7 protein-coding genes are annotated in these 13,314 nt (G+C 42.4%); all 7 read left to right on the forward strand.

Annotation, left to right across the window (positions count from 1 at the left end):
* Window positions 1-121 precede the first annotated feature (121 nt).
* Window positions 122-1,303, forward strand: a complete 1,182-nt coding sequence (locus F597_RS0106950) for a FecR family protein (RefSeq protein WP_019539006.1) — start codon at window positions 122-124, stop codon at window positions 1,301-1,303.
* A 235-nt stretch (window positions 1,304-1,538) separates the two neighbouring features.
* Complete coding sequence (locus F597_RS0106955; RefSeq protein ID WP_245542005.1) at window positions 1,539-4,964, forward strand: TonB-dependent receptor; 3,426 nt, start codon at window positions 1,539-1,541, stop codon at window positions 4,962-4,964.
* Between the two features lie 12 nt (window positions 4,965-4,976).
* On the forward strand, window positions 4,977-6,686 hold the full coding sequence (locus F597_RS0106960) for a RagB/SusD family nutrient uptake outer membrane protein (protein ID WP_026327214.1): 1,710 nt from the start codon (window positions 4,977-4,979) through the stop codon (window positions 6,684-6,686).
* A 37-nt stretch (window positions 6,687-6,723) separates the two neighbouring features.
* Complete coding sequence (locus F597_RS0106965) at window positions 6,724-7,551, forward strand: hypothetical protein (protein ID WP_019539009.1); 828 nt, start codon at window positions 6,724-6,726, stop codon at window positions 7,549-7,551.
* A 389-nt stretch (window positions 7,552-7,940) separates the two neighbouring features.
* The gene (locus F597_RS0106970) at window positions 7,941-8,525 is read left to right on the forward strand and encodes an RNA polymerase sigma factor (protein WP_157278999.1); all 585 of its coding nucleotides are present in this window, start codon (window positions 7,941-7,943) and stop codon (window positions 8,523-8,525) included.
* 31 nt (window positions 8,526-8,556) lie between these two features.
* Window positions 8,557-9,762: a FecR family protein gene (locus tag F597_RS0106975; protein ID WP_019539011.1), complete on the forward strand. Its 1,206-nt coding sequence runs from the start codon at window positions 8,557-8,559 to the stop codon at window positions 9,760-9,762.
* A 30-nt stretch (window positions 9,763-9,792) separates the two neighbouring features.
* The gene (locus tag F597_RS0106980) at window positions 9,793-13,278 is read left to right on the forward strand and encodes a TonB-dependent receptor (protein ID WP_019539012.1); all 3,486 of its coding nucleotides are present in this window, start codon (window positions 9,793-9,795) and stop codon (window positions 13,276-13,278) included.
* The last annotated feature ends 36 nt before the right edge of the window (window positions 13,279-13,314 follow it).

Below are 13,314 nucleotides of genomic sequence, written 5' to 3' on the forward strand. Positions count from 1 at the left end.
CATTTTCCGGAAAGCTCGATCATCTTTTAGTTTTCTGTGGAAAGTGTTAAATTTTTGATTTTTTTGTTTATTTATGTCCACAAAAGAAAAACAAGTCCGTCATTAATATAAACAGATTATTGTGGATAATAAAAACCGGTTTTCTTACAGCGAGCATGATTTTCTTCATAATGAGGATTTTATCAGATGGAGACTCCTTCAAACGAAGGAATTGGATGAATATTGGGAGAACTTTGTGAAGGAAAACCCACATCTGGAGAAAGTATTTCGTGAGGCTGTCTCCCGGTTTAATGCAATGCAGCTTAACCACTATCCTCTTTCGGAGACGGATAAGAAAAATATTTACAGGACAGTATTGGAGAATATCTCCCGCCGTGAAAAGCGCCGGAAGTTATCGCGTGTCTATTCCGTGGCTGCCGTCTTCCTGGCTGGAGCATTGATGCTTCTTTATTTTGCTTTGTTCAAAGAAGGAGACCGACTGCCTTTCATGGAAAATGCCGATACCATTATAGGACAAACGCTACCTGAGGAGGAGATATATCTGATATCGGCAGGAGAAAAGATCAATCTCTCCAACCATTCGCGTATCGACTTGATAGGGGAAGGAAAAGCATTGGTGACCGATAGTGCGGAGAAGAAAGAATTATTACTCACCGAGACCAGTCTCAATAAGTTAGTCGTTCCCTATGGCAAAAGATCAAATCTCACGCTTTCCGATGGTACTGAAATATGGTTGAACTCCGGAACACAACTCGATTTTCCCTCCAGGTTCAACGGAGAGACACGCGACATTTATCTGGATGGAGAGATTTTTATTCATGTCGCTAAAAATAGGGAAGTGCCGTTTATTGTGCATATGCAGGGAGCAGACATCCACGTACAGGGCACCTCTTTCAATATTTCGGCATACAGAGATGAAGTAAAGAAAACGGTAGTATTGGTAGATGGGAAAGTGATGGTTAAGACAGATGATAACAGAATGGTTGAAATGATACCGAACGAGAAGATTGATATTACCGATAGAGAGATATCCAAGGAAATTGTGAATGTATCAGAATATATCAGTTGGAAAAGTGGGGTGTTAGAATTTAACAGAACACCGATGTCAGAGATATTAAAAAAAGTAGGAAGATACTATAACGTGCAGTTTGAGGAAACACCAGAAGTAGAATTGAATGCCCATACCTTTTCTGGTAAGCTATTTCTGTCGAGTAATCTGGATAGTGTCATGACTTCTGTCTCTATCCTCTCCTCTACAACCTATCTCAGGAATGACAATTTGATAAAAATCAGTAAAAAATAATATTGATAAACAGAAGTAAAAAATGATGCCTATGAAATAAACCCAAAACGAGAATGAATAGAAAAAATCAGAAAAAAGCGAAAAATCGGACAATGCTGCCACATTGCCCGATCGTGCGAAAATTAATTTACAATTAATCCTATCAACGTAAACTAAAAATCATTACAAATGTATGGAAGAAATTATTAAATCTAAACAATTTGCATCTAAAAAATGCAACCGAAGTTTAAGGATCATGAAGATGTCTATATTCCTTTTCTTTCTCTGCATATTGGGACTTGCCGCAGAGAACGTATATCCTCAGCAGAAAGAGATTTCTCTCAACCTGAGAAACGTAACCATAAAAAATGCGATTTCGGAAATAGAGAAATCAAGCGATTATCTGTTCCTCATTACCGATGATGCCCAGGCTGAACTGAGTAAAAGAACAAGCATCAGGGTGAGTAATGAGTCTATACAGGCCATTCTGGAAACCATTCTCAAGGATGCCAATCTGGGATACAAGGTAGTAGAACGGCAGGTTTCGCTTTATAAGATTGATTCATCTACACCCAAAACCGACCAAACTGCGCAAATCGATGAGCCCAGACAACAAAGAAAACGAATTACCGGGACTATAAAAGACAGCGAAGGGTATGCCATTATTGGGGCAAATATTATTGAATCAGGTACAGTAAATGGGACCGTGACCGATATGGACGGACATTTCGTGCTGGATGTTGAGCCGGATGCTATGATATCGGTTTCTTATATTGGTTATTTAACCCAGGAAATCCCGACAGCCGGCAGGACTCTTCTCGAAATTACATTACTGGAAGATACGCAGGCTCTTGAGGAACTGGTCGTTGTTGGATACGGTGTGCAGAAAAAACGGCTTATCACCGGTGCTACAGTCCAGGTGGACGGGGATAATCTTACCAGACTGAGCACCACCAGTGCCTTGGGCGCATTGCAAAGCCAGGCTCCCGGGGTAAATATAACCCAGTCTTCCGGTATGCCGGGAGAAGGGTTCAAAGTCCATATCCGTGGTATTGGTACAATAGGAAATTCTACGCCGCTCTATGTGATTGATGGTGTGGCAGGAGGTGACATTAACTTATTGAACCCTTCCGATATTGCATCTATTGATGTATTGAAAGATGCTGCCTCTGCAGCGATCTATGGTGCAAGAGCTGCTAATGGAGTTATTCTGGTGACTACCAAGAGGGCAAAGGCAGGAAAAACGGAACTGACCTACGATGGTTGGATGGGATGGCAGAATGTATACAGGATGCCTTCGTTGCTCAATGCCAAAGAATATATGGCTATTATCAACGAATCCCGTTTTAACGAGGGTACTCCGTTGATTGACTTTGCCAAGGAAATCCCCAATCAGTATCAATTGATTATGGATGGATCCTGGAACGGAACCAATTGGTTGGATGAGGCAAGGAATGAAAATGCTATTACGCAAAACCATGCATTCGGACTGTTGGGGGGATCGGAAATGTCTAAATTTTCCATGGGGTTCTCCTATTCAGAGCAGGATGGTATTATCGGTAAACCTGTTGAACCCCATTTTAATAGATATACAGCAAGGATCAATTCTGAACATGTTCTCCTGAAAGTGAAGGATTTTGATGCAATTACTATTGGAGAAAATCTAACCTACTCTTATAATACAAAATCAGGTATTGGTATCGGAAATATCTATTGGAATGACGTACATAACCTGCTCGTCGGTAATCCTCTGATGCCCATATTGAATAGCGATGGTGGTTATTATGATCAATCCAGTAAAGTGAGGGATGAATGGAACCTGCAGGGTGCTGCCAGCAATCCTCTGGCTGAGATGGTGTATCGAAGAGGGCAGAATCTTTCGAAAAACCATATGCTCTTCGCTAATGTGTTTGCTGAAATTCAGCCGATTAAAAATTTGAAGTACCGTAGTAGTTTTGGTTACCGGATGAGTGCCTACACTTACAGGCAGTATACGCCCACCTATGAACTGTCGACTACTCTCACCAATGCAACGGATGACGTAAGTCAGAGTGCAGGATCGGGTTATAACTATACTTTTGAAAATACGCTCTCTTACCTTTGGAATATAGATGACGTGCATGCCTTTGATGCCGTTATCGGGCAATCCATTGAAAAATGGGGTTTTGGAGAAGGTGTCGAGGGACAAAATTCCAACTCGTTATTCCCTGGTTCCTGGAAGCATGCATGGCTCCACAATACACAGGGTATTACTGCAAATGAGACCTCTGTGGGCGGAGAGCCGTGGGGAAAAGGTGCTCTTGCCTCATTTTTTGGACGTCTCAATTATAATTACAAGGAAAAATACCTCGCTACGATAATATTGCGAACCGATGGCTCTTCTAATTTTGCCAGAGGTCACAGATGGGGATATTTTCCCTCTTTATCCGGAGGATGGGTTATTAGTAACGAACCTTTTATGGAAAATAGCCATTCGTGGATGGATTTCCTGAAACTGCGTGCCAGTTGGGGACAAAACGGTAACAGTAGTATTGATCCTTTCCAGTATCTGGCAACCATTTCATTTGATAAGAAAAACGGGTACTATTTTGGAAATAATAAAGCCGATCTGGTTACCGGTGGCTATGCAGATATATTGCCCAATCCGGATGTTACATGGGAAACCTCGGAGCAGTTGAACATCGGTGTAGACGCGCGTTTTGCAAATAGTCGTCTTGGTGTGACTTTCGACTGGTATAATAAAACTACCAAAGATTGGTTAGTGGTGGCACCTATTCTGGCATCCTATGGAACAAATCCTCCTTATATCAATGGTGGTGATATTAGAAACAGGGGGGTGGAACTTGGTCTGGACTGGAATGACAGAGTGGGTGATTTTACTTATGGAGCTAATTTTAATATTGCCTATAATAAGAACGAGGTAATCCGTATTGCCAATGCCGAAGGGATTATTCATGGGGCAGAGAATGTACTCAGTCAGGGAACCAAGGAGATGTACCGTGCAGAAGTCGGTTACCCGATTGGTTATTTCTGGGGATTTAAGACTGCCGGCGTATTCCAGAATGCAGAACAGGTAGCCTCCACCCAAGCCAAGTTGGAAAACGCACAGCCGGGTGACCTTATCTTCATGGATACAAACGGCGACGGTGCCATTACCGATGCAGACAAGGTGATGATTGGAGACCCCAATCCTGATTTTCAGGCAGGTTTATCAATCAATTTTGGGTATAAAGGCTTCGATCTCTCACTGACGGCGGTCGGTAAATTTGGCCATCAGATTGCAAAATCATATCGCTCGTTTGCTGATAGCCCATTACAGAATTATACGACTGAGATTTTCGAGAGATGGCATGGTGAAGGTACTTCCAACAGGTTGCCGAGGTTGACCAGTGGTAGTCATCCTAATTGGCAGAATATTTCGGATATCTATATCGAAAACGGAGATTATGTGAAACTACAGAATCTGACTGTGGGGTATGACCTGAAAAAGGTTTTCCATAAGTTGCCCTTCACTCAGACCCGGATATATTTCACCGCACAAAACCTTTACACCTTTACCAAATATTCCGGAATGGATCCTGAAGTGGGATACGGTGACCAGCAAGGATGGGTATCCGGTATTGATCTGGGATTTTATCCGAGTCCCAGGACTTATTTGATTGGTGTTAATTTAAAATTCTAATGAAGTATAATTATGAAGAAAAAAATACTACATATCGCACTAACCGTTTGTTTTATATTGATTTTTGCTGGTTGTGAGGACTTTCTCGATACCGAGAGCTATACAAAACAAAATACAAGTAATTTCCCCATCACATTAGAGGATGCGAAAAAATCGCTGACGGGTATATATAGCACCCTGAGTCTGGCTATTTCCAATGTTGCCGATACCCATTTTTATATGGCTGAACTCGCTTCCGACGACCGTTTTGGAGGTGGAGGTGAGAATGACAAGGATATGCAGGGATTTGACAAGCTGATGAATACCAAGCCCAATCGGTTTGGTACTTATTGGGAAGCCCGTTATAAGGGAATATTCAGGGCAAACATGGCTCTGGAGACAATGGATAATTGCGAAGACTGGGAAAGTGAAGCGCAAAAGAATCACTTCAAGGGAGAAGCACACTTCCTTCGTGCATTGTTCTATTTCGAATTGTCACAGACTTTTGGAGAAGTACCGTTGGTACTGAAAACAGAAGCAGAAAATATTCCCAAAACACCTGCCGATGAAACCTACGCGCAGATTGCTTCCGACCTGAAGAATGCGATAGAAATGATGTACTCTACACCTTACACTTCGGTGGAAGCGGGGCATGCCACCAAATGGGCGGCAGAAGCACTGATGGCAAGAGTATTTCTTTTCTATACGGGATATTACGGAAAGGATGCACTGCCTTTGCCTGAGGGAGAAGGAAGTATCAGCAGAGCTCAGGTGATAGAATGGCTGACGGATTGTATCAATAATAGTGGGCATGATCTGGTGAGCGATTACCGGAATCTATGGCCTTACACCAACGAATATACGGTAGAGAAATATAGTTTCACGAAAGACAAAGGACTCCGCTGGGAAGACGACGGAAACAAAGAGACGGTGTTTGCGGTAAAATTCGGAACATCAGTCGACTGGGGAGATCAATTCACTTTGGGATATTCCAATCAGTACAACCTGCATTTCGGTCTCAGAAGCGGGAATGGGAGTGAATCGACCTTCCCATTCGGTCAAGGATGGGGGGCCGGGCCGGTCAATTCTGAATTGTGGAACGAATGGAGACAGACCGAACCGACAGATCCCCGACGTACAGCATCCATCCTGAATATTGAAACTGAGTTGACCGATTATGAATGGGGGGCTGATAAGCAAATGGAGGAGACCGGTTATTGGCAGAAGAAATATATACCTATTACTGCTTATGATGAGGAGAACAAATTCGTTGTTTCGTATGCTGTCTTGAAAGATGGTGCCAATGTGGACTATCAATTGGCCCATACACAAGATCTGGTACTGATCCGTTTTGCAGACGTGTTGCTGATGCATTCGGAATTAGCACAGGATGCTACCGGTCTGAACAGGGTAAGGGCGCGTGTCGGCCTTAGTCCGGTAGCTTACTCGTTGGAAGTTCTCAAAAAAGAGCGTCGTTGGGAATTGGCTTTTGAAGGTTTGCGTTATTTTGACCTGATGAGATGGGGAGATGCCGCTACACAGCTGGCCAGGCAAGAGGGTGTTGCTATCAAGAACCGTGGTGTTGATGCGGTAATGCGTGCCTTTGGTGGAGGATATCAGGCGCGTTATGAAGCTACAGGCGGATTCTGGCCTATTCCCACCTCCCAGATTCAGCTCTCTGACGGAGTACTTGTGCAAAATGAGGGATGGGGTACGACCGCAGCAGAGTTCATTGGTTGGTAGTATCTTAATCGAATTGGAAACATTAAAATAAAACATCATGAGAAAATCTATATTATATATCCTGACGTTACTTTGGTTATTTATCATGGCCTGTGAACCAATTGAAAAAAGATTGCCGATGGGGGATCCAATTTCGGCGGAACAGTTGGATATTTCTGCAACCCCTATCCTGATTGATGGAAAAAGATCGAATAAAGTAGTGATGAAAAATCATAGTCCTGTAATGTCGAACTGGAATTACGGGGTAGGGATCTCACAAAAAATGACAGATACCGTATTACTCGTGATTACAGGAGATAACGATATCATTTTTACGGGATTAAATCCGGACGGTTCTACTATAACTAAAACATTGACCGTAAATGTGGAAGAACTCTCTTTCCCGGTACCTGCAGAATGGGCCTTGCTTTGTGGAGACGGAGAAAAAGAATGGGAATGGGCTGCTACTAATTGCTGGGGTAATGGAGGTTATCTTGCCAGCTTTGGACCAGCGTGGTGGGTACTCGACCAGAATGGAGTAGAAGAGCAGGCAGCAGGGGAAGGTCCCGGTGCAAGTATGGTATTCTCCATTAGTGGAGCCTCGTTGACAAAGAAACGAAATAATGGTACTACTGTCGCAGGCTCTTTCTCTTTCGACATGGCAAAGAAGAAAGAAACCTCCGGAGGTGTGTCCTGGGCGATAGGAGAGTTTAAAACAGTTGGTGTAACTGTTTTATGCGGTGTCTCGCCGGATGAAGGGAAAATTCCGGTGAATACATATGATATCCTTGAACTCAGTGAAGACCGGTTAGTGCTGGCATATGCTCCTGCAGGTACCGGGGAATGGGGTACTGCTTATTTTTGGGTATTCGTTCCCAAGAAATAGCGTTGTATTTCCCACAATTGAGCGAGGGCTATTTCCTGTGGATACACAGGAAATAGCCCTCGTTTTTGAGTTATGTTATCCTTGCAATTTAACCTCTTGGATCATAACTCCATCAAAATTCCCCTAAGCAGTTGAAATTTATATTGTTTTTTAACATTTAAATTGAATACTATTTTTCATTATTTTTCCCTTATTTATATATACAAGAGAATATGAAACTGAGGTTTTATCTATAGAATTATCTGCCGGTTAGAGAACTTTACTAATAAGCCAGTTGTGAATCTCATATTTATTATATATTCGTTTGGTTTTCAGAAATATCAGAGATCAGAGAATAGTGCGATATTTTCCTTGTCAAAATCAGCATCATGGAAATTGATTTGAAAAGAATGAAGAAAAAGAAAGATCGTGTAACCCGATCCGGTCAGGATGCACCGCTTGACGGAAGCGAAGATCTGCTGGCATTTATGTATAGAACATATGCGGATAACCTGTATACATATGGCTTATCGTTTCATCCCGACATCGGCATAATAGAAGATGCGATCCATGATGTGTTTATTGATATCTATACCAATAAACAAAGGCTTGCCGGTATATCTAACTTAAAGCAGTATCTCAATACAGCATTTCGTCACAGACTTTTATTTTTATTGCAAGGAAACAAACGCTATGTGGAAATTTTAAATGATACATCAGATTTGTTCGCTGAGAAAAATAGCCAGGACTATTGGATTGAGAATGAAGAAGAAAATGATAAGAGAAGATTGGTCAACCGCTTGTTATCAGGCCTGACCCGGAATCAGCGGGAGGCTGTTCATTTACGTTTTATCGAAGGCCTCTCTTATGATGAAATATCGGAGATCATGCAGATCAATTATCAGTCGGTCAAGACGTTGATATATAGATCTGTATTAAGGATCCGGAATAAAGATATCTCTCCTTCCCATAACACGGATCAGGATAAAAAATGATCAATTGAATAAAAGAATTTACGGATAAGAAATGCGAACAGACTATAGCCATTATAAAGATATTGACTTTCTCGATGATGATTTCTTCGTTGAATCCATGATCTCCCCTACCAGGGAGAGTGAACTCTTCTGGTCGGAACTCGTCGACCGGAAAAAGATCGACATTAATGAATTTATTTCCGCCATTATGTTGCTGGACACTATAAGGAAAGGCCGGCACGAAATCTCTCAGGTACGAAAAGACCGGCTGTGGAAAAGGATCGATGCAACCAGAAAATCGTTGAAAAACAAGCGCAAAGGAATACATCGGTACAAATATCCGGTGATTGCGGCTTGTGGAGCTATTCTCATCGGCTTCATGCTACCCTTTCTTTCAGAGAAAAAAGATGTGTCTGATCGTCCGGATACGGATATTGATTATACACAGTTTCAATCGATTCAACAACAGCAAGCTCATGAGGAAATACGTATTGTTACTGAAGACGGACTGGTTGAGATCGATGGAAAAGATGCGGAGATAAAGTATGACAGCACGGGATCATTCACTGTTAACAATGAGGAAACACGTCCCGATACCGTGTATCCGTCAGTAGTAAAATTATCTTATAACCAGTTAAGCGTTCCGTATGGAAAACGAGCCTCCTTAACGTTGGCCGATGGAACTTCGTTATGGGTGAATGCCGGTACGACGGTGATTTATCCGGCTACTTTTCCTGATAATAAAAGAGAGATTTATGTGGACGGAGAAGTATATGCCGAGGTACAACGCGCTGAAAATCGCCCCTTCCTGGTGAAAACGAGCCAACTGGAGATTGAAGTGGTGGGTACTTCTTTTAATTTGTCGGCTTATAAGGAAGACTCCTTCAAAAGGGTCGTTTTGGTGAATGGATCGGTAAATGTAAGGCAGAACGGGCTAAACACGCGGTTGATCCCCAATCAATCATACACATACACCCAACAGGGGAGCAATGTAGAGACTGTGGATACGGAGATATACACTTCGTGGCGCGATGGCATATATATATTCCGGGATGAACCTATCGAGAATATCCTTCAGCAGTTGGCCCGTTATTATAATGTTACCATGATCTTCCCGCCACAACCGTCCGGGACTCTGTGCTCGGGTAAACTGGAACTGAAAGAAGACCTTTCCCATTTACTCAATAACCTGTCACAAATTGCCTCGTTTAATTTCGGTGTAAAGGACAACGAATACAGAATACAGTTTAATCAATAATATCAGTTTAATTCATTTATTTACTATGTCATGAAGCAGATCAAATTCAGGTTTAAACGGAAGAGAGTTCAGATCATTGTCATGATCTGTTTTCTACAACTATTTTCCCTTTGGGAATCAAATGCACAGGCAATCACCATTCATCAGACCGATAAATCGGTAAGGGAGATCCTTCGTATTATTGAGAAGAATAGCAATGTCGTCTTTTTCTATAACAATAACGATGTGAATCTCGACCGGAAGGTCACTTTACAGGTGAGCAACGAATCTATTGAGAAGGTACTCGACCTCCTTTTTGCGGGTACGCAAAATACGTACAAAATCGATGGCCGGCAGGTGTATATCATGAAAAAAGCGGCTGAGGAGAAAGCTGTCCGGCAACAAAAAAAGACAATCACCGGAAAAATAACAGATGAGCAAGGAGTTCCTGTTATAGGAGCCAATATTCTGGAAAAAGGCACTTCCAACGGAACCATCACCGATATAGACGGAAATTTTACATTGAATGTGGAAGAAAATGCTGTACTGCATATTTCATATATCGGGTATCTGACACAAGAGGTTAATACTGCAGGCAGGAATACCATTCAAATCACTTTGCAGGAAGATATGCAATCCTTGCAAGAATTGGTGGTGATAGGATATGGAACAAGGACTCAGAGGGATATAACATCAGCTATCTCTAATATCGGTTCGGAAACGATCAGTAAATCCATAACGATGAGTGCAGAAAACGCTATGCAGGGAACAATGAGTGGAGTACAGGTTTCAGGGACTACGGGAAACCCAATGGGACGTCCTACCATTCGTATCCGCGGAACGAATACATGGGGAGTTTCTGATCCATTATATGTCGTTGATGGTATTCCCATTACAGAGATGGGTGCCGGTATAGAAGGGGAACATGCCCGTATTCAGGATGTGCGAGGCCCACTTAATATAATGACGATGATAGATCCCAACGATATTGAATCGATCTCTGTATTGAAAGATGCTTCGGCTGCTGCAATTTATGGTGTCCGTGCAGCTAACGGAGTGGTGTTGATCACTACAAAGAAAGGACGGCAGGATAAACCTTCTGTTGATTTCAGCAGTCGTTTTGGGATACAGAATATTACGCAGGAATTAGACTGGTTATCTACACCTGAATATACTAAGTTTGTACAGGATGTTTTTGCTTCTGACCCGGAAAGAAATCCAAACGAGGATAATGTGGGACGTTTTGATCCTTCCAGCCCGCGCTATCTTGGAAATTCCCCTACTTATAACTGGGAAGATGCCGTACGTAATAAAAACGCTGCGACACAGGATTATTCGGTAAAAGTATCCGGTGGAACGGACAACACCGACTACTATGTGTCATTGGGGTACAGCGATACTGAGGGAACAATATTGGTAAATAACCTGCAACGGTATTCCGGCGCAGTAAAAATCAATACTAAAATAAATGATTGGATCAGAACCGGAATGAATTACCGTTTGGTGAATGCTGCCGGAAAAGCAGCTCCGGATGATTATTTTGATCTTATACGGAGTGCTCCGTGGCAACCTATTTATGCAGCAGAAGGGATTCCCGGTTATAACGGATATGCTTATGCTGTCGGCGGTATTCAACCTGACGGTTCCTACGCCAACCAAAAATTGTATGGAGCAGGTACGCGGATCAATGAGGTTGGAAGGAGTAATACGAATGATCAACGGTATGATTCCTGGAGAAATATGGGGAATATTTACCTCGAATTAACACCTTTGGAAGGATTGACACTAAGGGGAACGGTCAGCCTTGACAGGTATATTACAACCAGATATACATTCTCCGACTATGATGCCAATGGTTTTGACTATACATCCGGAGACCCCCGGGCATTGGGCGGCGGTAAATCTGTTGGTTCATATGGGGAAAGAGATACATACAATAATAATCTGGTACAGGAACTGATGGCCAACTATGCAAACAGTTTCGGAGACCATAACTTTGATTTTCTGTTCAATTTTTCTAACCAGAAATATGATGCAAAGTACCGGATCACCAGTACCGAGTACATGACTACTAAAAAAGACTATCTGCGTAATCTGGGCGGTGAAAGGAACTATACAAGTGTAGGGAGTGAACAGTTGCGCTGGGCATTACAAGGATATTTATTTCGTGTAGGTTATAATTATGCTCATAAATATTACCTCGATGCCACAGTACGCAGGGATGGCAGCGCCCGTTTCGCACCGGAAAACCGGTGGGGAACATTCCCCTCTTTGTCTGCTGCCTGGCGTTTAAAAAGTGAATCTTTTATGGAAGATATCACATGGATAGACGATCTTAAACTGAGAACCGGTTGGGGACAATTGGGAAACCAGGAAGTCCGGGATATGGCCTATTTATCGGCTATATCAAAAGCGCCTCATTATGCAATGGGAAATACCTCTCAAAACGATCGTCCCGCATCAGGTGCTTTTTATGAAGGAGCTACCATTTTCGGTATTCCAAACAGAGACCTGACGTGGGAAAAAACAGAAACATTCAATATCGGATTTGACTCTCAACTGTTCAGGGGGTTATCCCTTTCAGCTGAATATTATTATAAGAAAACGCACGGTATATTACAAGCTATAGATATTCCACCCAGTGTAGGGGTAGTAGAAACGCCCGTAGCCAATGTGGCGAAAGTGCAGAATCAGGGTGTTGAAATTACAGCTAACTGGCAAAGCAAAATAGGACAGTTGCACTATGCTGTCGGCGCTAATTTGACTACCACCGCCAATAAGGTACTGGAAACGTATAAGCATATTCCTACCTCCGGAGGAACGGTGGAAGAAGGTCATTCCATGTTTTATCATAAAGCATATAAGGTAGCCGGTATTTTCCAGACAGACGAGGAAGCGCGGGAATGGATGCAAAAATATGAAGATGTCAATTACATATCGGGGAAAGTGGGTGCCGGAGATTTTTATTTTCAGGATTTGAGAGGAGCACCCAAAGAGGATGGACAATTCTACTCTGAAGGAGCTGACGGTAAGATAGACTCTTATGATATGGTGGATATCGGGAAATCTATTCCGGGATATTTCTACGGTATTAATCTGAATGCAGAATACAAGGGTTTTGATTGTAGTGTACAGTTTTCAGGAGTCGGAGATGTGGTAAAGTATAACAGAATAAAAGCGCTGACTTTTATGCCGACCGAAGGCGACAATGTGACTAAAATCGTGTATAAAGCATGGACACCTGAAAACAAACAGAATGAATATCCCCGTCTTGTCTTTGGAGATCCGGCTGGTAATCTGAGATACTCCGATTTCTTTTTCGAAAGTGGTGCTTATTTCAGACTCCAGAATATTCAGATCGGATATACCTTGCCTCAGTCCTTATATAATGCATCAAAAAACTATATACGCAATATAAGGATCTTTGTTGGAGCATCTAATCTTTTCACGATCACGCCTTATACCGGTCTTGATCCTGAAAGTGATGCATACCCCGCACCCCAGACACTTTTTATGGGATTAACGGCTAAGTTTTAATTAAGGTTCCATATACCGAAATAAAGAAATAAAATA

The sequence above is a fragment of the Proteiniphilum acetatigenes DSM 18083 genome, from assembly GCF_000380985.1.
GTDB lineage: Bacteria > Bacteroidota > Bacteroidia > Bacteroidales > Dysgonomonadaceae > Proteiniphilum > Proteiniphilum acetatigenes.

Excerpts from the sequence above, each read along its gene's own strand:
- F597_RS0106955 (WP_245542005.1), top strand. The coding sequence starts at position 1,539 with ATGAAGATGTCTATATTCCTTTTCTTTCTCTGCATATTGGGACTTGCC.
- F597_RS0106960 (WP_026327214.1), top strand. The coding sequence starts at position 4,977 with ATGAAGAAAAAAATACTACATATCGCACTAACCGTTTGTTTTATATTG.
- F597_RS0106965 (WP_019539009.1), top strand. The coding sequence starts at position 6,724 with ATGAGAAAATCTATATTATATATCCTGACGTTACTTTGGTTATTTATC.
- F597_RS0106970 (WP_157278999.1), top strand. The coding sequence starts at position 7,941 with ATGAAGAAAAAGAAAGATCGTGTAACCCGATCCGGTCAGGATGCACCG.
- F597_RS0106975 (WP_019539011.1), top strand. The coding sequence starts at position 8,557 with ATGCGAACAGACTATAGCCATTATAAAGATATTGACTTTCTCGATGAT.
- F597_RS0106980 (WP_019539012.1), top strand. The coding sequence starts at position 9,793 with ATGAAGCAGATCAAATTCAGGTTTAAACGGAAGAGAGTTCAGATCATT.